The organism is Lentilitoribacter sp. Alg239-R112 (assembly GCF_900537175.1).
Taxonomy (GTDB): Bacteria; Pseudomonadota; Alphaproteobacteria; order Rhizobiales; family Rhizobiaceae; genus Lentilitoribacter.
This window is the reverse complement of the sequence record NZ_LS999833.1, coordinates 1,759,606-1,782,242: the sequence shown is the minus strand read 5'-3', so window position 1 is coordinate 1,782,242 and position 22,637 is coordinate 1,759,606. Positions and strand designations below refer to the sequence as shown.

The 22,637-nt window shown below is 43.9% G+C and carries 17 protein-coding genes; 11 read left to right on the top strand and 6 right to left on the bottom strand.

Annotated features, from left to right (window positions below; translation table 11 throughout):
* Positions 1-31: 31 nt before the first annotated feature.
* The 9 genes from G3W54_RS08940 to G3W54_RS08900 all read left to right on the top strand — a co-directional run bounded on the left by G3W54_RS08940 (position 32) and on the right by G3W54_RS08900 (position 12,597).
* A complete protein-coding gene (locus tag G3W54_RS08940; protein ID WP_162653633.1) occupies positions 32-1,132 on the top strand; it encodes a hypothetical protein in 1,101 nt (366 codons plus the stop codon).
* 3 nt (positions 1,133-1,135) lie between these two features.
* Positions 1,136-3,052, top strand: a complete 1,917-nt coding sequence (locus G3W54_RS08935) for an AAA family ATPase (protein ID WP_162652720.1) — start codon at positions 1,136-1,138, stop codon at positions 3,050-3,052.
* Positions 3,049-4,350 (top strand): DUF6638 family protein, encoded by a 1,302-nt coding sequence (locus tag G3W54_RS08930; protein ID WP_162652719.1) that lies wholly within the window; start codon positions 3,049-3,051, stop codon positions 4,348-4,350. Before G3W54_RS08935 ends, G3W54_RS08930 begins: the two co-directional genes overlap by 4 nt.
* Positions 4,343-5,443, top strand: a complete 1,101-nt coding sequence (locus G3W54_RS08925) for a DUF2333 family protein (protein ID WP_162652718.1) — start codon at positions 4,343-4,345, stop codon at positions 5,441-5,443. The genes G3W54_RS08930 and G3W54_RS08925 overlap by 8 nt, the downstream gene beginning before the upstream one ends.
* 217 nt (positions 5,444-5,660) lie before the next feature.
* Complete coding sequence (locus tag G3W54_RS08920; protein ID WP_162652717.1) at positions 5,661-7,832, top strand: anthranilate synthase component I; 2,172 nt, start codon at positions 5,661-5,663, stop codon at positions 7,830-7,832.
* Positions 7,833-7,983: 151 nt separating this feature from the next.
* Entirely contained in the window at positions 7,984-9,267 is a 1,284-nt protein-coding gene (locus tag G3W54_RS08915) for a ferredoxin reductase family protein (RefSeq protein WP_162652716.1), read from the top strand.
* Between the two features lie 27 nt (positions 9,268-9,294).
* Positions 9,295-9,825 (top strand): LuxR C-terminal-related transcriptional regulator, encoded by a 531-nt coding sequence (locus G3W54_RS08910; RefSeq protein ID WP_162652715.1) that lies wholly within the window; start codon positions 9,295-9,297, stop codon positions 9,823-9,825.
* Positions 9,826-10,146: 321 nt separating this feature from the next.
* On the top strand, positions 10,147-11,856 hold the full coding sequence (leuA, locus tag G3W54_RS08905) for a 2-isopropylmalate synthase (RefSeq protein ID WP_162652714.1): 1,710 nt from the start codon (positions 10,147-10,149) through the stop codon (positions 11,854-11,856).
* 99 nt (positions 11,857-11,955) lie between these two features.
* Positions 11,956-12,597, top strand: coding sequence for a hypothetical protein (locus G3W54_RS08900; RefSeq protein WP_162652713.1), 642 nt, complete (start codon positions 11,956-11,958; stop codon positions 12,595-12,597).
* 3 nt (positions 12,598-12,600) lie between these two features.
* On the opposite strand, the gene G3W54_RS08895 is transcribed toward G3W54_RS08900, so the two are convergent.
* Positions 12,601-13,449 (bottom strand): metallophosphoesterase, encoded by an 849-nt coding sequence (locus tag G3W54_RS08895; protein ID WP_244627921.1) that lies wholly within the window; start codon positions 13,447-13,449, stop codon positions 12,601-12,603.
* A 141-nt stretch (positions 13,450-13,590) separates the two neighbouring features.
* Between G3W54_RS08895 and G3W54_RS08890 the strand changes: the two genes are divergently transcribed.
* Complete coding sequence (locus G3W54_RS08890; protein WP_244627920.1) at positions 13,591-14,004, top strand: NUDIX domain-containing protein; 414 nt, start codon at positions 13,591-13,593, stop codon at positions 14,002-14,004.
* Here G3W54_RS08890 and G3W54_RS08885 read toward each other — a convergent pair.
* Positions 14,001-14,981, bottom strand: a complete 981-nt coding sequence (locus G3W54_RS08885) for a glutathione S-transferase family protein (protein ID WP_162652711.1) — start codon at positions 14,979-14,981, stop codon at positions 14,001-14,003. The two genes, G3W54_RS08890 and G3W54_RS08885, sit on opposite strands and share 4 nt — an antisense overlap.
* Positions 14,982-15,270: 289 nt before the next feature.
* Between G3W54_RS08885 and G3W54_RS08880 the strand changes: the two genes are divergently transcribed.
* Positions 15,271-15,771 (top strand): N-acetyltransferase, encoded by a 501-nt coding sequence (locus tag G3W54_RS08880; RefSeq protein ID WP_162652710.1) that lies wholly within the window; start codon positions 15,271-15,273, stop codon positions 15,769-15,771.
* Here G3W54_RS08880 and G3W54_RS08875 read toward each other — a convergent pair.
* Genes G3W54_RS08875 through G3W54_RS08860 form a run of 4 tightly spaced genes read right to left on the bottom strand, consistent with a single transcriptional unit; the run spans position 15,768 to position 22,619 of the window.
* Positions 15,768-17,837 carry a hypothetical protein gene (locus tag G3W54_RS08875; RefSeq protein WP_162652709.1) on the bottom strand — a complete coding sequence of 690 codons (2,070 nt, stop codon included), beginning with the start codon at positions 17,835-17,837 and terminating at the stop codon, positions 15,768-15,770. The two genes, G3W54_RS08880 and G3W54_RS08875, sit on opposite strands and share 4 nt — an antisense overlap.
* Positions 17,838-20,666 (bottom strand): DUF4159 domain-containing protein, encoded by a 2,829-nt coding sequence (locus tag G3W54_RS08870; protein ID WP_162652708.1) that lies wholly within the window; start codon positions 20,664-20,666, stop codon positions 17,838-17,840.
* Entirely contained in the window at positions 20,663-21,604 is a 942-nt protein-coding gene (locus tag G3W54_RS08865) for a DUF58 domain-containing protein (protein ID WP_162652707.1), read from the bottom strand. The genes G3W54_RS08870 and G3W54_RS08865 overlap by 4 nt, the downstream gene beginning before the upstream one ends.
* A 4-nt stretch (positions 21,605-21,608) precedes the next feature.
* The gene (locus G3W54_RS08860; protein ID WP_162652706.1) at positions 21,609-22,619 is read right to left on the bottom strand and encodes a MoxR family ATPase; all 1,011 of its coding nucleotides are present in this window, start codon (positions 22,617-22,619) and stop codon (positions 21,609-21,611) included.
* Positions 22,620-22,637 lie beyond the last annotated feature (18 nt).

Here is a 22,637-nt window from a genome sequence, read left to right as displayed (position 1 = left end):
ACAAAGTACGGTTCAGCGATATTTTCAATCTATGAATTTCGCTTTGGATGGTCTGCGAGTATTTCTCTCAGATAGTAGTTCTCCACTTTATGGCCATGAGCTTGTTGGTAAAACCATCGAGCCATACTTATCAAAACTCACAACGACGTTTTCTTGTTGGGAGCATCGATTAGCGCTTAAGTCAAAATTTCGGATTGATCAGGCGGAAAGTGGTTTTCCCGTATTCCAAAATCTTTTGGAATTGGAAGCTGATCGTAAAGATGCAGACCGTGAGCTTGCCAAGCTGCGTGATCCAGCTCTTATTAAGAAGGAGATGATTGACCACATCTTTCGCCGTAAAGGGTTTCCTAAAGAGCAGCAATCCGAGATTGCAGAATATCATTATTTAAGCCAGATTCAGAAGGGCGAGATATTTAATTCACATATCTTGCCAGAAACTATAAAAGTGTCTGTGAACCCACGAAACGGTCGACCATTTTACGTGCTTCACTGGGGTGCATTTGACGGCTCTGCGACGCTTCCGATTGTTTATATGGCAACGATTGAAGACTCGAGCCAGAAGATTTCAGAAATGCTGGTTGGCAGGAATGGTAAGTTGAAGCCAAATTTGAATATTCCATTGCCTGTGGGCGGCCTTCTTAATCCTGAGTTTGCTGTTCAATTTGATGAGTTTACTGGAAAGAATAGTTCATATTCTTTGAAGCCAATAACAATTGCACAAAACTTAGATGAGGATTTTGAATATCTCCACCTTAAGCAATTGCGCCGTTTTGTCTTAGGCCCGTTTTATGGAGCAGGATTTACTGCAAATAGTGACAGGGTATCGCAAATATTATCGAAAGTTAGAAAACCTCAAAATGCATGGGTGCTAACATGGACAATGCAGGAAGTGTTCTCAAAAGCTGAGCGTCCTGCAAAACGTGGATTATGGTCGTCTAGCCCCGCGCGTGATGAGTTTCATATCAATACCGATGATTTAGAAGCAACGCGGCAGGGTGTGAGTCATTATGAAAAACATGCATTGGTGCCGCACGAAGCTTATCAGGCGCTTTATGCTGATGGTCAGGCATCCGAGTTGTTTAATGGCTTCACCGTGCATGTAATTTCTGGCAATCAAGTGATAGGGGTCTAATCAATGGAACAAAGTAGTGGCCTGACAACAATCCATGAAGATGCGATTAAATCTCATCTTTCAACGGCTCAGATGCTTATTACAAGATTTATCACGCTTGAGCAGAGCGATGCACGTTCATCGACCCCGCTCGCAGGGACAAGGCGAAGATTTGTATCAACCGTTTCCAGTCGCGGGACACGAAAAACTAATGAAGTTGAATTGGCGAAAACGTTAAAGGGGATCAGCCCTGAAGATGATTTATTATCTGTAGCTCAACATAATTTGCTATTTCGCACACGACGCGGGGCAGCTGTGGCTCTTGCGATTGCGGATAATTTTGCGAAATCGACTTCTCTAGAAGATCTGAAATCACAGAACGCTACGTCTCCTTTATCGGGTGAAGATGCCAAAAATTATAAAAATCTTCTGGCTGCATCGGCTTATGTAACAGCGTTTACTGTAACTTGTTATCTCATGCGTCATTTACCAGTGGATACGGATGCGGTGAATGATGTTGAGGCTCCGGACTTTAATTTCGATACTCCGCAAGATGTACTTAAATCAATCATATCTGGTCTAGAGGATGTTGCTGATGGCGTATCATCTGATGATACGCTTGTTTCTCGATGTAGAACTTATATTGAACAAACCCTTCAAGCTTTGATTTCAAGACGTAAAAGATTTGTTGCCCTGCAAGGCTTTGCAAATAGCCACATTCGTATCGAGCAAGATGATTTCACAATTGATGGATTTGAAACGCCACCAGGTAAAGCGCGCAAGCAACTGGTGATGAATTTCAAAAAACCAAATGAAATTATCGGAAACCATATTGCCAAGTATCAGGCGCTAAAACTTGCTAAAATGTTGATGGCGTATGATTTTGATCGACAGATGAATCCCTTTGTGGAGCAGGGCGGTTTTGTGTTTACCTTTATTGGGGACGGTATGCCGGGTACGGGTAAAACAATCCTTATTCAAATGCTTGCAGGTATGATCAATGATTATTGTCAGGTCGCGGGTTATCCGTTCCATTATGAAAATTTCGGCGTAGATCAAATCTCATCTTATCAGGGTAAATCTGGTCAAAACTGCAAAGAATTTGTCAATAATGTGATTGATCCTCGGGCTATTTCTTTGGGTACGGTGGATGATATTGATCAGATTGCGGCAAAACGATCTGACGATAAGGCATCTGCCGGACAGCAAGAAGTAACTGCGGTGCTGATGGAAAGTTTTGCAGGCGCATCAACGGTTATTCGCGGAAACTGCGCATTTGGCATGTTCTCTAACTATCCGGAGAATGTGGATGATGCATTGCGTCAAAGAGCAAGCGCGAGATGGCTCGTTGATGGCCCCCAATCAGAAGATGATTATGTCGATATCTTTGTTTTATTGGCTGGTAAAAATCATTCAATCGAGTTGGGTGATCATGATCTTTTTGAGGGGCAGCAAATAAAAAAAGCTGTTGCGCAGAGTTATGAAGGTCACAGCCGCCCAAAGGAAGAGGGGTTGTTGAGGGTTTGGGATCGTTTTGAACAAGAAAATGGTGCGATCGAAAACATGGCAGATGTGGGTGGTTATCTACATGCTATCAAACAGGCGGAATCACGCTTTACCGGTCGTGCAATTAAAAATATTACTGACGCAATAAAGATGCGGTCTATGGATGTAGAACTTCCTGATGAATGGTTTGAAACACCAGAAGCATTTATGCATAAGTCTTATGACGAAAAATCAGATATGATTTCAGAACTTCGCCAGCCATTTACAATGGAAATGGTTTTGCAGGAAATCAATCGATACGCGGATTCAGAATTCAGATACACCGATAAAAGTGATGCGGCGGCTGTGGAAGAGATTATTCGACGTGAACGCCAGCGTGAACGTGCTATCGGTGAGATTGAAGCTATGCGTGCAGATGGCAGGTGGGCTGAATGAAGCTACTTTATGAAAACGATCTGATTTATGGGCGCTTGTTGGATGTCTCACAAGATTATCTTGTCGAACGCTATAGAAAAGCAATGATTGGTTTTGGACTAAAACCAACCGCATTAGATCAATTTCATGTTGATATGACTGGTTTTTCACCCGAAATTGCGAACGAGATGGATGATCAGAATTACCTTGACCCACTTGGTGTAAATCGACGATTTGTTATTGTTTCTCCAGAGCAGGAGCATTTGCCTGTTGTCCATACCCAGTTCTCGAATACAGGCGAGCTGATGCATCGGTTCTTTCGGGCAAATGAACGAGCACTGAGGGCTGTTACAATTAAAGACGCTCTTTATGGCGAGATTGATGATCCGATTGCGCGTGTTGAAGATATTGAAGATATTTTATCCATCGAAGAAGTTCAGTTTGATGTGAAATCTGCCGATGAATTGCTTGATAAGGCCAATGAACTTCGCACTCTTGCTGATCGTTTGGAGGTTAACGAACATGCCTGGCGGGATGATGCTCTGATTGATCGCATGGTCGAACTAGCAGCAAAAACCGGAGATATTCGCCATAATAAACTTGTTCCGGATCATTTGGTTTTTGATCAAGGTTCATTTTGGGCAAACCATTTCGGTGGGATTTTTATTTTCAAAGACGAGCGAACAACAACAGTCATTTGCGATTCAAAAGCACCTGGGTTTCGCCGATCTAGACCGTGGCAAGTCAGTTATATAGATATTGATGACTACAAAAACATTTTTCAGTTCTTGACGTCCTCAGATCGGTTGCAAAGGCCAAATGATAAGTGGGCTTTGAAATCAGGTTTTTTTGATCACCGAGCCGAGATGGCTGTTCGAGACATTCTTGCGGAAAAACAAGCTTATCCATCCTTTAACTCACTTGCGGACCCTGCAATAAAATCATGGTTACGGGACAATAGAAAATTGGTTCGCAAAGATGGCCGATTTGATATTTATCAAGACGCTGCCGAACGAATTGATGATGTTGGGAAGCTAGCCACGCATGAACTGAATGCGGAAAACTGGCTTCGTGTTTCGCGGGGCAACCCAATGCATGATGAGAAGTGGCTTGTGAATCGTTTATTGTCACGTCTTAATCCATATGATTTTGTTTCGCGGTTTGTTTTTGATAAGCAAGGCTTCTATGAAGCTTATCAGAACTATAATGATGAGTTTAAGCAAGTGGTTGTAGACGTGCTCAAGAATTCCTATCTCAAAGATAAGGCAGCTTGGCGCCAGCGCTATTATCAAACAGAGGGGACATCAGGTTATGCTTGATCCTGTTATAGAATTTTTCGGAAAAATATTCTCAGCTATCAAACGCGGTTTCTTGGCTGTTATAGCGTTTATCTTAGCCCCATTTGTCGCGCTGATTGCTTGGTATAAAGCAAGCGGTTGGATTTTACGGATTGTTATCGGCTTCGTCGTTTTCTTTATTTTCGGCGGGTATGGTTATTTCACCTACAATACGCAAGTGTGGCATGGTTTTGATCCGCAATATACTGACAAGTATGAATTTTCAGAAGCAGCTATTCCTGGCACTGTGGTTGGAAATGATCTTTGTGCGCCATCTGGCATTGTGACAGTAACTGGCGATCTGATTGATTTTAATGTTAATCAGAATGCATGGGTTTCTTCAAGCCTGCTTTATAAGGCCGGTTTTTTTGGTATCGACTGGGACCACACACCGTTCTTTGATAATAAAGCCTCGTTTCAAAGAGGTGTTAATCAGGCGATCCGACGAACAACTGCGGAACTGGTTGATACGCTTGGTCGTGTTCGTGGCACCTCACAAGTTGATAATGACTTACAAGAAGCGCGTGGAGTTATGCAAACTGATGAGGAACGTTGGTATTTTAGTACAAACCCGTTTGGTTTCACGACGCCATCTCAGAGCTATTACCGCACGGGTCAAGGGCATTTGAACGGCTATAATCAGCGATTGGTTAAGTGCGATGCTGTGTTTGATGCGCGAGCTGACAATCTCATTCGGTTTTTAGATCGTATTGCATCTGATATAGGCTCAACATCCGCAATTCTTCGTACACGCTCAGAGTCGAGTAATGCTGGTTGGTTTGATACGCGCGCCGACGATCGCTTCTGGTTCGCTTTTGGTCAGCTTTATGCCTATCATGGTATCTTGCAGGCCGCCCATGCCGATTTTGTAGAGGTTATCAGTCAACGTAATCTTGATCGTCCGTGGGATGAAATGGAAGAGCAGCTCGTCGCGGCGTTGCGTATTCAACCTGCTGTTATCTCAAACGGTAATGAGAGTGGTTGGATTATGCCAACTCACTTGGCGACAATGGGTTTTTATATCCTTAGATTTAGGTCAAACCTGATAGAAATCCGTTCTATTCTTGATCGTTAATATTGTTATTTCAGTTCCGCGAATTGCGATTATAGAATTGTTTGCATGTAGACACTTGCATGTTGATCTTAGCTGAGCTATCCAATGTGTCATGAATATACAAATGCAAAATGGTATGTGGTGGTGGGCTCGCTAAAAGCGGCCGTTGCATATATTTGCTTTTTGTTTGAGGTCGCGTTTTGAAAAATACGCGGCTTTTTTTGTGCGCTGAATTAAGATGGATTATAAAATTATGAGTGCTGAAGCTGAGACTTACGTCACAAAAGGTGGAGTGACAATTGCAAGGACACGCAAACCGCGATCCTATAGTGATGCGACTTCCACATATATCAACGCGCTTGATTCACGTCGAGGTGCAGCATTCTCATCCAATTATGAATATCCCGGCAGATATACCCGGTGGGATACGGCCATTATCGACCCGCCATTGGGCCTGTCTGCGAAAGGGCGCAATATCTCGATTGACGCTTATAACCAACGTGGGACGGTTTTATTGTCGATGATCTTGGCGGCACTAGATGGAAAGGCTGACGTGCAGATTCTTGAAACGAAAGAAACTCATGCAGAAGTAGTTGTTGCGGAACCTCACCGCCAGTTTACGGAAGAAGAACGATCAAAAATGCCGACTGTGTTTACGGTTTTACGTATTATTGTGGATCTCTTTCACTCAGATCAGGATGGCAATTTAGGCCTGTTCGGATCATTTGGTTATGATTTGACATTCCAATTCGATCCTATCGAATACAAAATCGAGCGCTCCGATACTCAGCGGGATCTTGTGCTGTTTTTACCCGACGAGATTTTGGTAGTGGACCATCATTCAACAGAAGCATGGGTGGAAAGTTATGAATTCTCTACCGACAAGCTGACTACTGAAGGTAAAGATGCCAGTATTGAAGAAACTCCATTTTTGCCGGCCGAAAAAACACCACCTCGCGGTGATCACAACCCAGGTGAATATGCAAAACTCGTTGAGAAAGCAAAAGAGAGTTTTAGGTGCGGTGATCTTTTTGAAGTTGTTCCGGGGCAAATGTTCTTTGAAAAATGTCAGGATAAGCCCTCTGATATTGCACGTAGATTGAAAGAAATAAATCCGTCTCCCTATTCGTTTTTCATCAATCTAGGTGAGGGGGAATATTTGGTTGGTGCTTCGCCGGAAATGTTTGTTCGTGTGAATGGTCGTCGGATTGAAACATGTCCGATTTCGGGAACAATCAAACGGGGTAAAGACGCGATAGAAGATTCTGAGCAAATTCTGGCACTCTTAAATTCTAAGAAGGAAGAATCTGAACTTACCATGTGCTCGGATGTTGATCGCAATGACAAAAGTCGTGTTTGCGAACCAGGTTCGGTTCGCATGATTGGACGTCGTCAAATTGAGATGTATTCACGGCTTATTCATACGGTGGACCATATTGAAGGGCGCCTGCGCAAGGGAATGGATGCTTTTGATGGGTTCATGTCTCACGCATGGGCGGTGACGGTCACTGGTGCGCCGAAATTATGGGCTATGCGATTTATCGAAGAGCATGAAAAAAGCGCCAGATGTTGGTATGGTGGCGCTATTGGCATGATTAATTTCAATGGTGATATGAATACCGGTCTTACGCTTCGTACGATCCGCATTAAAGATGGCATTGCAGAAGTGCGGGCAGGCGCAACCTTGCTTAATGATTCTGTACCCGAAGATGAAGAGGCGGAAACTGAGTTGAAAGCATCGGCTATGTTGGCAGCGGTTAGAGGAGATATGGCAAGCAATAGTGCAAGTACGTCGGCAAGAGGAAACGCTGTTGGTAACGGTGTGTCCATACTCCTCGTGGATCATGAAGATTCATTTGTGCATACGCTTGCCAATTACTTCCGCCAAACAGGAGCCGAGGTGACTACTGTTAGGTCACCTGTTGCTGATGAAGTTTTTAAAAAGTACAAACCAAACTTAGTGGTGCTCTCACCTGGTCCAGGGAACCCATCTGATTTTGATTGTAATCGCACAATCAGGCTTGCGCAAAGCCACGATGTTCCGATTTTTGGGGTGTGCTTAGGTATGCAAGCAATCGCCGAATTTTGCGGCGGCAAACTTGGTCAGCTGGATATCCCGATGCATGGAAAGCCGTCTCGCATTTCTGTTAATACCCAAAGTGCTGTTTTTTCAGGATTAGAAGATGAAGTTGCCGTAGGGCGATACCATTCTCTTTTTGTAGACCCTAAGAGCTTGCCCGATAGTATAGAAATAACTGCCCAGACGAGTGATGGTGTTCCTATGGGAATTGAAGATTTGGATAATGGCCTTGCTGCAGTCCAGTTTCACCCAGAATCAATCATGAGTTTGGGGCAAGATGCTGGTATTAAGATGATTGAAAATGTGGTGGCGCACATAGCAAAAAGATAATTTCTGCTGATTAGCACTTGATATGATCTTTGGCGTTTAGTTTTCGTCAAACTTTAGTTTATATGGGCACAAATTCCCATAAACTAAAGTTGACCATTCGACAAAACGCTTATAGTTGGCGATTATCGTTTTGATCATGATTGGGTTTCGGATGCGTCCTTTTGGAATTTTACTTATACTTGCTGCTATTCTAACTCCTCTATATTGGTACGCAGAGTGGATTATTGGTCGTGATGGGACGGCGATGTTCAGCCAATATATTGCCTCTGTTGCCATCATTGCGATGGCGATAACTCAGTTGCTTGCTACTCGAATGCGATGGCTTGAATTCATTTTTGGTGGTTTGGATCGCATTTATGTTATCCATAAATGGCTGGGCATTTTGGCGATTACATCACTGTTGATCCACGATACAGTAGATGCAGAACTTAAAGGGCAAGAAACATTTCTAACCGACCTTGGTGAAACACTCGGTGAATTAAGTCTTTATGGTTTGCTGGCCTTGGTCGTGATTACTATTGTAACATTCATTCCTTATAATTTGTGGCGATGGACCCACAAGTTGATGGGTGCTTTTTTCGTCTTTGGTGCCATCCATTATATTCTATTGATGAAGCCACTCGCACCAGTCCTGCCGATCGGTATCTACATGCTGGTGTTCTGCGCTCTTGGAATTATCTGCTATATTTACACCTTACTCCCTTTCAGAGGAGGTAAATCCTTCGTCGTGGAAGATGTCAGAGATTTGGGTTCGGCGTTATCTGTTACTTTGAAGCCTGAAAAACGAGGTATCTCTCATCGTGCAGGTCAGTTTGCATTTCTAAAATTCAGCCTGCCTGGGTTTGAAGAAGTTCACCCATTCACAATCTCACAAGCTCCAAAGCAAGATGAGACGCTGCGCTTCACAATTAAGCGACTGGGCGATTATACCGGCCGAATTGGCCAAGCGATTAAAGTGGGAACAAAAGCAAAAGTGTCGGGCGCATTTGGCCATTTTAAACGACGCGGTAAAAATCCAGAAATTTGGATTGCTGGTGGTATTGGCATTACGCCATTTTTGGCATGGCTAAGCGAATTGGAGAAAACGGATAATCCCATTCACCTGTTTTACTGTGTGCGAGAGGAGAATGATGCGATCCATCTTGAGGAATTGAAGTCCAAAACGAAGTTAGAGGGTTTTCATCTGCATCTCGTTGTTTCCTCAAAAGGGCAGAGGCTCTCGGGTAGCATGATTGCTTCAAATGTCGATTTTTTGATTAAAAGTGCAGATGTTTATTATTGCGGACCAGAAAGTTTGCGAAAAGCCATGTTGCACGGACTTAAGCGGGAAGGGTTGTCGTCACGCCGATTTCATTATGAGGAGTTTGAAATTAGATCGGGTATAGGTATCCGAAACATTGTTGCGTGGCTTCTTGCGCGGTTCCGAACAGGATAGTATCTACTCCTGCATGGGAGACGTGTGATGAATTATTTTGACTTTCCTGATAATCGTAAAGGTATTAGGGCACTTTTTATCGCCCAGACCCTATGTGTTCTATTCTTCATTGGCGATGCAATTCGGGAATTTACTAACGTTCCAGAGAAGATTGGCTTCATCAATTTTGAGGTTTTCGAGTTTGTCATCGTCATTGTTATGGTTATCAGCATGATTGCAACTGGTCGGCAGTTAGTAAATCTTCGCGCTGAATCTGGTCAATTAAAAGAGAAGTTGCGGGCAGCGTCCGGCGAATTCAATGCGGTGCTGCATCAATCATTTCAAGAATGGGGCCTTACCAGTTCTGAAAGTGACGTTGCTTTATTGGCCGTTAAAGGTCTCGGGATAAGCGAGATTTCTGTTATGCGAGAAACCAAAGAAGGTACAATTAAGGCCCAGTTGAACGCCATTTATAAAAAAGCGAATGTGTCTGGACGTCCTCAACTTATTAGCTTTTTTGTCGAAGAGTTGATGACAGGAAATTTTGCTGATGGTGCGAAGAGTTCAAATACTATCTGAGCTAATTTGAACATTAGATCAATTTCTCTTGCTATTTTGGTGAGCCAAGTTTAATTATCAACCATTATGATCTTGCCAGTATTAAAAATTCAATTTCTTTTGAACATTAGAAGCGCTGCTTCCAATGCTGGTATTCAATCTGTTCTTCTGGGTCTTCTTCTGCTTATTGGCGGTCGTCGGGCTCATTAACGGGGCGTCCGGCGGTCGATGACCAAGCTGCTCCTTAAGTCTTTACATATTAAATTGAATATTCCATATGAGGACACCCTGTGTTCTATGGCAAAATGTGCCTGAACGGGTGGTTATTACGAGAGAAGAACCATGACTAAAAATGCGAACCCATCATCTTCAAGTAACAAGGGTATGCCCTTTGCATCGGGCAAATATCAACCATATGCGCCAGTAGCGCTAACGGATCGAACATGGCCAAACAAGGCTATAACAGAGGCACCGACTTGGTGTTCTGTTGATCTTAGAGATGGAAATCAGGCCTTGGTTGATCCAATGGGGCACGACAGAAAAGCAAGGATGTTCAAGCTTTTGCTTGATATGGGCTTCAAGGAAATCGAGATCGGGTTTCCATCTGCATCGCAAACAGATTTTGACTTTGCGCGTTGGTGTATTGAAGAGGGTGGGGTGCCGAATGACGTGTCCCTTCAAGTATTGGTGCAGTGCAGACCCGAGTTGATCACACGGACTTTTGAGGCGTTAAAGGGTGCCAATAAGCCTATTGTTCATTTCTATAATTCAACTTCAGAATTACAGCGCCGTGTGGTGTTTGGTAAGGATGTTAAGGGCATAAAGCAAATCGCTGTTGACGCAGCCAAAATGATTATCGATATGGCTGAAGAAGCAGGTGGCGGTTATCGTTTTCAGTATTCGCCTGAGAGCTTTACGGGTACAGAGTTGGAAGTATCGCTTGATATCTGTAATGCGGTTGTTGCTGAAATACAGCCAACGCCAGAAAATAAGTTGATATTAAATTTGCCCGCAACCGTTGAAATGTCGACACCAAATATTCATGCTGATCAGATCGAATGGTTCTGCCGAAATGTGGACCGCAGGGACAGCGTTACTATTTCTCTACACCCGCATAATGACAGAGGTACTGGAATTGCAGCAACAGAGCTTGCGCTTATGGCTGGTGCCGACCGTGTTGAAGGAACGTTATTTGGGAATGGTGAGCGAACCGGTAATGTTGATGTTGTAACATTGGCATTGAATATGTTTACTCAAGGGGTTGATCCCAAACTTGATTGTACGGATATCGAACGTATCAAAGACGTGTATGAATATTCCAACCAAATGAAGGTTCCTCAACGCCATCCGTATGTGGGTGAATTGGTTTACACTGCGTTTTCCGGATCACACCAAGATGCTATCAACAAAGGTATGAAATCTATCAAACAAGCGAATAAGCCACTTTGGGAAGTGCCTTATTTACCGATTGATCCGCAGGATGTTGGTCGTACATATGAAGCTATAATTCGTATTAACTCTCAATCAGGTAAGGGCGGTATTGCTTATATTCTGAATGAAGATTACGGGATTAATTTACCGCGTGCACTTCAAATTGAATTTAGTAAGGAAGTACAAAAAGTTACAGATGACGAAGGTGTTGAATTGCCAGCGGAACGGATTTACGAACATTTCATGGGCATCTATGTACATCAAGAAGGTAGTCGCCTTAAATTCAAAGATCATACAACGCATACTCATCCGGAGAACGAGAGTTTAAGAGAGATCATTGCTCGAATTTCTGATGGTGGTGTTGAACACGAAATTAAAGGTGTAGGCACTGGTCCAATTGATGGTTTTATCAACGCTTTGTCCAAATATCTTGGTGTTGAAATGACGGTAGCCAACTATTCTGAACATTCGCTTCAACATGGCTCTAATGCATCCGCTATTTGTTACATGGAAGTTGAGACGGCAGGTAAAAAGATACACGGTGCTGGTATACACACAAACATCGTGTCTTCATCGTTATCGGCAATTGTTTCTGCTGCTAATCGAATCTTGGAAAACTAGGTATATTTCCTCTGAAATGAGGTGAGCGCAATTATCGCGCTCGCCTATGTTCATGTTTTGTGTTAAGCTTCTGTTAACCATAATTTTTGGACAAAAACCATGTCAAAGAACAAAGATAACATAACAAATGATCGTCGGCTTTCTGATGTCGTTCGTGAGCGCAGGATAGTTGCTGCGGAACGTGAAGATGTCGTCATCGATATGAAAGAGGCCGATAAGGCTCGTCTTGAACTTTTGATGGAGGAGTTGGAACCTCTCATTAATGATGTTGATCAGGAGGACGATAGGTTCGATTTTTCAATATCTTCTGGCGAACAACCACGGTTTTGGATTGATAGCGTAACGCACGTGCACATGGGGCGTGACAGGAGAACTTTTCGTTTCGTGCGCGATAGTCGACTTGGACGAGTCGTTTTGGCTGAAGATAGCGATTTGAAGACGATAGCGGGCCAAATTGGTAACTACGTCGCGGATCGCGTGATTGAACGAGAGAAAATTATCGAGGGCGATCTCGAAGATTTCAAAGATTATTATTCTCGTATGACGAATGAGAGTCTTGGTCGTAATATAGATCAAGAAGAGACCGATGATACGGAAGTCTTAATCGATGAAAAACGCAGTCAGTCTGGTTCAGCAAGCATGGTTATTGCGATTATCTGGTTTCTTATTGGTGGTGTTTTAGGTCTTGCTTTGACGGTCAATTATTACGACGAGATTATCGCCTTTATTCAATCTGTTTAGAGATTAAAATAACTGATTTTTCTCTATTAGGTTAGCTGAGTTTGTAGTGGATTCAACCGCATATCTTCTATGCAGGCATTTCCAGCCATTGGTTTGTTTTTCTATATCAAATAAATTAAATCCAGCAACGGGTTTCTTGTCTCCAGAGGCCTGACTTGCCGAGGATATGCCCACCGCACACGCTGATCCCTTAGGCAGTTCAATATTATGGACCGTATTTAAATGAGTATGGCCGTGCAAAATTAATTCAACACCCGTTTCCGATATCATTTCTTGAAACCGATTTATGCCGATCATTCTTTTCATTGGATGTGTAGCATTGTGATAGGGAGGATGGTGGATAAGAATAACTCGGAAAAGACCATCCGCTTTTGCTTGATTTAATAACTGCCTTCCCAGAACCGCCTGCATCTTCGGAAAATTTCCAGTGGCGTAAAAAGGTAGAGTCGCATTCGAGGTTGAAAACCCTATGATCGCAATGGAACCCCTGATTTTTATATAGGGGAATTGGTTGTTCGAGCGAGCATTATTACCTGATATCCAAGGCCTCCAGGAATTAGTTGCACTTTTAAATGCACCGGGAACATACGCGTCATGATTCCCCGGGACGAGGCTAGTATGACTTTTGTCGCAATTATTCTCAAGCCATAAGCGAGCTCGGGAAATTTCACTTTGCGTGGCTATGTTTACAAGGTCGCCCGTTATGGCTAAGTGGTCAGGTTCAAAGCCTTTAAGCTCATTCATAACCGTTTCAAGAACAGCTACATGGTGAAATGCTTTCCTATGCCTGTGCCAATTGATATAGCCTGTAATGCGCTTTGATAATAATTCATGCCACCGCATGCTAGGCATAGGGCCTATGTGGAGATCAGATATATGAGCAAGACGAAACATAACAGGCTTGATATAGTGGGTTACCGCTTTGGGCAAGTTCTCAGACGCTTGAATATTCCCTCTTTATACATCGCTCGTCTTTTCCATGTATGGCATAAAATGAGCCGACCTATGACATTGGGTGTGCGTATTGCAGCGTTTAATGATCAAGACGAGGTCTTTCTAGTCAGGCACACCTACGTCGATGGATGGCATTTCCCAGGTGGTGGGGTCGAGCGAAATCAGACGATGCTCCAGGCAATGCGAAATGAACTTCGTGAAGAAGGTAATCTCGTCTGTATTTCTGATCCCAAAATTATCGGTATGTTTCATAATAAAAGATATTCAAACCGAGATCATGTGGCGTTTTACTCTTGTCAGGTAGAACAAACTCAAATTAGATTGCCTGACGCCGAAATAGCTGAGAGTGGCTTCTTTAACGTTGATAAGTTGCCTGAAAATACAACCAAGCCAGTGCTTGCTCGCCTGGCAGAGTTGAAAGGCGAGCAACCGATTTCCGAAATTTGGAGTTAACCTATTTGTTCGCGACCGTGCGGTGCATCTAAGTTAAGCTCCGGCCCGTTAGGCACAATCCGAGTTGGATTTATTGTCTCATGGCTCGCATAATAATGTTGCTTGATGTGAAACATATTCACTGTTTCTGCAACGCCTGAATATTGGTAGAGTTCGCGAAGATAGCCTGACAGATTTTTGTAATCATCGATCCGCTTTTTGTTGCACTTAAAATGACTAACATAAACCGCATCAAAACGGACAAGCGTTGTAAACAATCTCCAATCAGCTTCTGTAATCTGATTGCCAACGAGATATCGGGATGTTCCTAAACGTTCATCAAGCAGGTCGAGTTTTTCAAATAGGTTTGCAAAATTTGTTTCATAGGCTTCTTGTGTGGTTGCAAAGCCGCATTTGTAAACCCCGTTATTTACATTGCTGTAAACGAGTTCATTGATTTTATCGATTTCTGATTGAAGTTCTTGGGGGTAATAATCGTAGTCAGAGTTGCTATATTCTGCAAATTCCGAGTTCATCATACGGATGATTTCAGAAGATTCATTTGAAACAATCGTGTTTGTCTTCTTATCCCAAAGCACCGGGACTGTCACACGCCCTGTATAATCTGGCATTGCCTTGGTATAGATTTCATGCATGAAATTCGCACCGTGAACATGATCAACGGTTCCACCATCACGATCATGGAATTCCCAGCCGTTTGTTCCCATAAAATGATCAACAACGGATAGGCTGATTACATCTTCAAGGCCTTTTAGTTGTCGGAATATCAAAGTGCGGTGTGCCCAGGGGCATGCATATGAAACGTAAAGATGATAACGATCCTTTTCAGCCTTAAACCCGCCTACACCTGTGGGGCCTGCGCTGCCATCCTTGGTTATCCAGTTACGGAAGCTTGCGTCCTTACGCTTAAAATGGCCGTCAGTTTCTTTGGTATCATACCAAACATCATGCCATTTTCCGTCGACTAATTTACCCATCGTCTTATCTCCTATAATCTTGTTTAGGTATATGGGATAGATGGATAAGCTAACAAGCCACATAATCCGGACCAGATTGTATCGGAATTTGCAATGATCATGATATTTCACATCCTGTGAATTTTCTACGGTTGGCAAATTATTCGTTGGACGTATGTTTTTTTTGCTGCTAATGGAATTTTGATAAAGGGATTTATTTTGATGAGTATTCTAAAATTACGACGACGATAGGTAACTAACGATCTGCTTGGCAGGTCGATTTATCTATTTTGTAATTTAGGATATTAACATGCTCGTTTCCCAGTTCACCTACCTTAATGAAGACCCATGCCATCATGATGCTATTGAAAAGCTCAATGCGGAGACTTTTGGTCCTGGACGTCATGCGAGAGCCGCTGCGCGTGTTCGAGAGCAGGGTCCGCATGATAAAGCACTATCGTTCGTGTGTTTAGACGGAGTTGAACTAATCGGTTCTGTCCGCATGACATCGATTGCTATTGGGGAAGTTAATGCTTACTTGTTAGGACCTCTCGCTGTCGATCGCAGTTTTAAACGTAAAGGAATTGGGAGAGAGCTTCTTAAGCACGCTATTCATGCGGCAAAGGCGACCAATACCGCTGGTGTGCTGCTTGTGGGTGATGAAGCCTATTATGCACCCTCTGGATTTTCGCGAGCGGGGAATGATGTGCAGCTGCCTGGACCGGTTGATCGTGACCGTCTTCTATTTCTTCCATTTACTGAGATAAAGCCTATGGAATTGACCGGTAAAGTACGTTTTTGCACAGTCTAGCGACCCTCTCGATACCAGGTTGACGAAAGAACAAACAATATTGCGGCTAATCCAAGCAAGCCGCTAAGAAGTGGAATTTGTGTAATTCCTTTCAAGACCGTCTCGTTTGAAGTACGCAGATACATCCGTTCGCTGGTTCGATTTGGTAGTTGGCGCACCGGTACAATTTGCGGCAGTGCAACGGCACCATTTTTCATAACGCGTGCAACAATTCCTTTGGTTTCTTCGACTGTTGGCAACAGTAGATCAGTTGTCGAGACACTTGCTTTAAACTCTGGTGCATTGAGTGCTCCGACATGCGCGAGTGCTGTAAAATCTCCATCAGAAATCTGATAGAGACCATTTTCTGCAAATTCCCGATTAAGTTCAAAACGGCCTGTTTGCGACGGTACCATTTCAAGGATTTCTTGCTTGCCGGAAGGAGAAACAATTGTAACCGTTGGGGTGTTTTCTTCCATCGTTTGGCGGGTTATCTGGATTTCATTGCCATTTGTTTCGGCAAAGAGGGCTTCTTCTTCCAGTAAAGGTTCCTTCATGAGCCAGTGAGCAATGCGTCTGTAGAGCGAAACATGCGGCCCGCCACCCTCAAAACCTCTCGACCAAAGCCAACCATGATCAGATAGCAACATAGCTACGCGGCCTTCGCCTTCACGGTTTAGTAGTAACAGCGGATTCCCGTTAGGCCCGTTTAAGACATTGTTGCCTCGAACATCCGAAACTTCGATTGACCTGAACCAGCGCCCCCATGCAGGTGGCTCCACATTGCCCCCTTGTAGATCACGACTAACAGGATGTCGTTGTCCAGTTTCAGAAATTCGTGGGTAGAAACCAACTTGCTCCACATTCCCCGTCGGAAACGCAGGAAGTACTGGAGCCAATGGAGTTGTTGCTATTGACTGAATGCCGGCAAACTCTGGACCTGCTGCCACGAGCAGAGCGCCACCTTCTTCCACGTAACGTGCGATATTATCGTAATAGAGAATTGACAGAACACCCAAGCGTTGATAGCGGTCGAAAATGATGAGATCGAACTCATCAATTTTCTCTATGAATAATTCCCGTGTCGGAAAAGCAATCAGCGATAATTCGTCAATTGGTGTGCCGTCATTTCTGTCCGGTGGACGTAAAATCGTAAAGTGAACCAGATCGATGGATGTATCCGATTTGAGTAGATTTCGCCAAGCGCGTTCCCCCGAATGAGGGGCACCGGAGACAAGTAGAACTTTCAGGTTTTGGCGAATGCCCTCAATGTCTGCAAATGCGATATTATTGGTCGTGCTAACTTCGCCCTCAATTGGTTTGACTGATAATTCAACAAGATTTTTTCCACGGCGTGGAATATCAATAAAGGCACTTGCTGATTGATCAGCATTGGCAAATTCAGTGGAAACGAATTCGCCGTTAAGTTTCATCTCGACCTCAAACTCCCGTTCAACTTCCGAAATTGGTTTTCCGTCAACGTAGATTTGATATGTTAGTTCTTGGGTTTCATCGACGATTGCAAATCGGGGTGCTTGCTTGATTTCAATTCTGATATCAAATTCATTCTCGTTACCTGTAACGAGAGCATGTAGGGGTGATTTTAATCCCAGGGTCTGAATGTCTTGTGGAATATCATGAACTTGACCGTCTGTGATCACAATGGTTCCGGCAAGCCGGTTTGATGGAATATCTGAGATTTCATCGTTGAGTAAAGAGAACAGGTCACTTGAAGGCGAACCTGTTTTTTCATTCTTAAATTCGCGTACCTTAACTTCAATATTATCAAACTTTTCCAATTGGTCTTCTAGTTTTGATAAAGTGGAATCAGTTTGGTTTTCTCTGTTTTGTAACAATTGACTTTGGCTCTTATCAACAAGCACAGAGACGATGTTCTTAACTGGTTCTCGCTCCTCATCTGTCCAAATCGGATTGGTGAGAGATAGCAGCAAAAGTGAAAATGCCGTCGCACGCAATCCCCACCCTCGTTGCGACGAAATTGCACTATATATGACTAACAATGATGTAAGCGTAAACGCTGTTGCGAGCACATAAATTGGGAAAAGAGGTGCAAAAGTAATACTCATTTATTGCCCCAGTCTTTCTAAAAGGGCAGGGATATGAACCTGATCAGCTTTATAATTTCCCGTCAGCATATACATCATGATGTTGATGCCTGTGCGAAATGCTAAGGTTCGCTGTCGTTCATTTTGCGGTATAATTGGCAATACAGATTGCCTGTTTTCATTTAATGCCCAAGCGCCAGCAAAATCATTGCTTGTGATGAGGATAGGGGAAACACCGTCTCCTGAGTGAACGGGCCGGTCACCATTATCCCTATCGGGTGAAAGAGCCTCTACCCATAGGGGGCTGCCTGAAAACCGTCCAGGGAATTGATCAAGCAAATAGAAAGATTTGGTTAGTACGTGATCTAGAGGAACCGGTTCTAACGGGGGTATGTCAAGATCAAATAATATTTCGCGGAGCTTAAGCGTGCGGCTGGAGCTGCTGGATGAAGCTCCGAAACTTGAATTCTGATCTCGTGTGTCAAACAAGATTGTGCCGCCTTGTTTCATGAACTTATCGATATTTTCGACAGCCTTTTTTGATGGGGTAATTGCGCTATCACTTATTGGCCAGTAAATGAGCGGATAGAATGAAAGATCATCACTTTCAACATCGACACCGACAGGCTCGCTAGGTTCTAGTGCGGTCCGCGTTCTTAAGTAGAAGCCAAGACCATTTAGTCCTAACCGACTTATTCGATCCACTTGTTGATCGCCTGTAATTGCGTAGGCGAGTGTCGTGCTTTCAAGTTGTTCGATGATGAAGGCATCATTTGGCTTGGTGTCCTGCGCTTTCACAGGCGGTGGAGTTAGGACGCTCACAGTTGCTGCAATCAGCAAAACCTGTATTGCACCGTTGTTGGCGACGTTTATGAGTCGCCGTTTTGAAAAAGCACCCGACATCCATAATATGATCACCGCATCAACAAATAGTATACAAAGTCCCGCTAGCAGAAGCCACGGTTTGAACTTAAAAATATCTGAATTCTCAAGCTGTGTGACAGTAATATTATCGCTGGTAATTGGAATTTCAGGGTGGGAAAGTTTATCGCGTTCGTTAAAAAGATTGACAGCTTGCCATCCGTCTTCTGTGCCATAAAACCCGGGAGTGACGGTGTTTTGCTTTAACACTTCACCATTGTTTGCAATTTCCATAGGGTTAGCGTCGCCCGAAGCATTCGTGAGTTTTCCGTTAGATGTAAGTAATTTGTAAGGCGGCAGAAAGCTTGTTTTTGTTTTGAGCGTAGAGTCAGTTGTGATTGCTCCGGTACTAGACCGTGCAAGATTTATTGTGCGTCTCAACATTTCTGAAAACTGGCCTGATAGAGGTAGATTTGACCAACTTGTTTCTGCACTGGTGTGGAAAAATACGATACGGCCAGCACCCAATGTCTGGGTTGTTACAATAGGTGTACCGTCAGTTAGGCTGGCCCATGTTCTATCGGATAAATCCAGACTTGGCTCTGCAAGTACCTGCCGTTGAATTTTTATTTCATCTGAGATTTTTATATCTGAATAAGGTGAGTTTTTCGGAAATGGTGCTAAAGGCTGGGGCTCGCTCCAAGATAATGCGCCGCCAAGTTGCCGTTCTCCAGCTCTGAGCTTGACTGGCAGAAGAGAATGTTCGCTTGCACCTGCAATTTTTGGTCCTGCAAATTGGATGAGCAGACCACCGCCTTCTACCCATTTTTGAAGATCTTGAGCAACCGCACCTTCGAATTTTCCTATGTCTGACATAATAATCGCCGATGGCTTACGCAAAAGCAGAGTTTCAAACCCTGATGTTAGATTGATATTAGTCAGGTCGATGAAATCTGCGAACGGTGAAATTGCACGCGTAATAAAGTGCGATGGGGTAAGCAATGGATTAACAACGTCATTTACGTTACTTGTAAAAAGTGCCACACGACGGCGTTTAAAACTATCATCTAACAAGTAGGTGGCGCCCGCAGTATTTTGTCCGTCAATTGAAATTCGGACGACTTCATTGAGGAGTTCAAATGGAGCTTCCAATCGAACTTCTGCGTTATTTTGATTGCCTTCAAATGTTATATTATTTGAAACAAGCGGTCGTGATTGTAAATCATAGCCAGTTATCTCAAATTTCGCCGTCTGTTCCGATGGAAGCTTTATAATGTTCGCAGATAAATAGTTGGAATTGTTTGTTGCTGAATTTATCGCTGCCAGTTGTGTTTGAGATGATTGAACAAATCGAATGTCTTTGGCATCGAGTTTGGCTAATGATTCTAATGAGGTCGACTTATTATCTGATGCAGAAGGTGAAAGGATAACGGCTAAAGTGCCAATGTCTTGTTCACCAATTGCTGTTCGAATAAAGGAGCTTAGTTCTAGTTGAACATTTTTTGATGGAAGCGGTGCTAGGGCAGCTAGTAATTTTCGAGATTCAACCGCTGAGCCGAGTGTAAGGTCAGCAGCGAGTGTACTTGATTTTGCTATAAGAACAGGCAGGTTTTGCTGTTCAGCTTGATCTATGAGTATGCTCGCAGAATTGACCCGTTTTTGCCAATCAGGTGCGGTCGACCAACCATCATCAATAACTATGACGAGAGGGCCAGAAGCAAGTTGTCTTTGTTGATCAGGATTATAGATTGGTTCAGCTAATGCTAAAATGATTACAGCACAAAGTAAGACGCGGATGAGGGTGAGCCACCACGGGCTTTTTGCGGGTGTATCTTCCTTTTTTAAAACGCTTAACAGAACCGCAAATGGCGGGAATGGTTCTCGTGTAGGTTTAGGTGGCGTTAAACGATTGAGCCACCATATGACAGGAAGTAGAGCAAGCGCTGCTAATATCAATGGCGAAGCGAATGTGATAGAGAATAAGCTCATATTGTGCCAGTCTCAAAGTGTAATTTGTTTTTGGCTTCGATTTGACCAGCTAAGAAGCGATGAACTGTAACTAATATCTCCGATGCGGGGCGGTCGGTGCGGTGCGTGTTATAGCTCCAGCCAATTCTCCTGATTTGTTCGCGCAGCGCAGCTCGTCTGTTTGCAAATGCCTGTTTATAATCATCTGCTAGCATGCCGGCTTTACCTGCAACGATGCGAGAATTGGTTTCTGGTTCTGAAAATTCCACCCGTCCGGAATAGGGAAAGACCTCTTCAGCAGGGTCATTAATTTCAACCAGATGACCACGAATATGATGCTTTGTTGCTGGAGCAATACGCTCGAAGAGCTTTTCGGCATCACCTAAAAAATCACTGATGAGAATAATATCCGCAATATTCGTAATTTTTGAGAGGTCTGGTAATTCATTATCAGCCTTAACTAGCTTACGTGCCATGAGCGCTTGCGCCAATCTTTCAGCACCGTTTCTTGCTAGCGTTGGTTCCATTACGCCGGGCATGGCTATGCGTTCGCCGGATCGTGATAATATCTCGGCTAGTGCGAACAAAATTACCAAAGCTCGGCTATCCTTCGATACATCGCTCATATCTGACTGGAAGAACATCGAAGGCGATAGATCAGCCCAAAGCCAAACGGTGTGCGATGTTTCCCATTCGTTATCTCGTATATAAAGATTGTCGTCTCGGGCGGATCTGCGCCAGTCAATTTGAGATACGCTTTCACCTTCGGTAAATTGACGCAACTGCCAGAAATTGTCACCTATGCCGCGTTTACGCCTACCATGCCAGCCGGCAGTCACGATATTTGCAACACGTTGTGCTTCAATCAGACAATCGGGTATCAATGCCGCTCGCAGCCGCCCGCGCGCAAGTGTGTCGTTTGCCAAAGCAGGTTTCGTGAGATGACCGATTGCTGGCATTACATTACCTGATCCGTTCAACTAATGACGTGATGATATCATCGATATGAGTGCCTTCAGCGCGGGCTGTAAAGCTCAAGGCCATGCGGTGTTGAAGAACAGGGTGCGCCAGTTCAGCAATATCATCAATGGATGGCGCTAACCTGCCATCATATAGTGCCCGAGCACGGGCACATAACATCAATGCCTGCCCAGCACGTGGCCCTGGACCCCAGGAAACGGCATTATCTATTTTTTTGTCGCCATGCCCGGGGCGTGCTGATCTGACCAGTTCCAATATCGCTTTGACGACATTTTCGCTGATAGGCATTGCGCGGACAAGTTCTTGAATTTCAGACAATGATTGAGTTGATAAAATAGTCTTAGGTTCTTTTTCGTTACCACCTGTCGTTTCCATAAGGATGCGTTGCTCGGCTTCAACGGAAGGGTAAGGTACATCAACTTGCATCAAAAAGCGGTCGAGCTGGGCTTCAGGCAGAGGATAGGTGCCTTCTTGCTCTAAGGGGTTTTGTGTTGCTAAAACATGAAACGGCTTTGGCATGTCATGTCGTTGCCCCGCGATTGTAACATGGTGCTCTTGCATAGCTTGCAAGAGCGCGGATTGTGTACGTGGGGAGGCACGGTTGATTTCATCCGCCATTAAGAGTTGGGTGAAAATCGGACCAGATATAAAGCGAAATTTGCGCTTTCCATCTTTATCAGAGTCCATAACTTCGGATCCCAGAATATCTGCTGGCATGAGATCAGGTGTAAACTGAATTCGGTTCGACGAAAGGCCTAAGACTGTGCCAAGAGTTTCAACCAACTTGGTTTTAGCTAGGCCAGGCGCGCCAACAAGCAGAACGTGGCCTCCCGAAAGAACAGAAACAATGGTTCGCTCAACCACAGATTCTTGACCGAAAATGACTTCGCCAACCTCGCGACGGGCTTGCGCGAGTTTGACAAGTGCTTTGTCTGCGCGCTCAATAATTTGCTTGTCATTCAACTCTGATGATGGTTTCTCGGTTTTTCCCATTTGTTAAACTCCTCAATC